General features: G+C 45.8%; 1 protein-coding gene. It reads left to right on the top strand.

The genetic code is table 11. The features are described from left to right. Positions 1-933, top strand: a 933-nt coding sequence (locus KP705_RS15460) for a protein rep (RefSeq protein WP_215764790.1), incomplete at both ends; no start/stop codon positions are given.

The raw sequence follows: 933 nt of genomic DNA, 5'->3' as shown, positions 1-933 counted from the left end.
GGTTAAGGAAGCGAAGGAATCACGCGGAGAGATTTTTGATGCAGGACCGTCTGAGAATGGGTGTGAGTCATCTTCTCGGATAGGTTTTTATGAGCTTCTTCGTCGCAACAGTGGGAACAAGGTTGATGTGTTTAAACATCTTGAACGCATTGGCAGGGATGAGGCCATAAGGCTTCAATCTGATCGCATTGCTGACAGGCTTGAAGGTMTGGGGATTCMGTCTAGGCGTAAGAAGCAGGATGGCAMCTTTTTCAAGGTGGGTTTGCTGTCTGGATTAGCTAAGCAGATGGATGAACAGTTTAGGCAAATCATGTTCATTCCTGCTGTTGCTGTTGCTGAGCGTCGCCAGTTGAGGAATGAGCTGACCTATTGGATTGATAACATTCTCCCGAATAAGGGGAAGTATCTGCGGTACATGGTTATCACCTGCGGTGAGAACGTCCGCATATATGATGACCTCAAGGCGGAGCATAGGAAATGGACACGCAAGCTCTCTGATTGCTTCCGTTGGCTCAATCAAAAATATGGTTCAAATCTGTATTTCAGGGGGACTGAGTTCACTCATAATGAGGATCATGAAACCCTTAACATGCATATGAATATCCTCTTTGATCTGCCGTATTTGAAGGGGAACGGCTGGCAGGATTTTCTTGCTGATGTTCGTGAGAGGATGTCGTGCATTGTTAAGGATGCGGGAACTCTTGAGTCTGTTGATGAGGTCACAAAATATGTGACTAAGCCTAACGATATTGAGACGATGGAGGATGGCCATCTTGAGTGGTTCTATAATGAGACACTCAATACGCGACTGATACAGAGGTACGGATCGTTTAAGGAGTTCAAGGGGTCTCTTAATGATGAGAGGCTTCGCATCGTTCGAGATCAGTCTGATGGATCTCTGAAGATGATGAAGAAGCGTGTCATCAATGATGC

It is taken from the genome of Gluconobacter sp. P1D12_c (assembly GCF_018812105.1).
Lineage (GTDB): Bacteria > Pseudomonadota > Alphaproteobacteria > Acetobacterales > Acetobacteraceae > Gluconobacter > Gluconobacter oxydans_A.
Note: the sequence above shows the minus strand (reverse complement) of the source record. Positions and strands in the feature narration are given on the sequence as shown.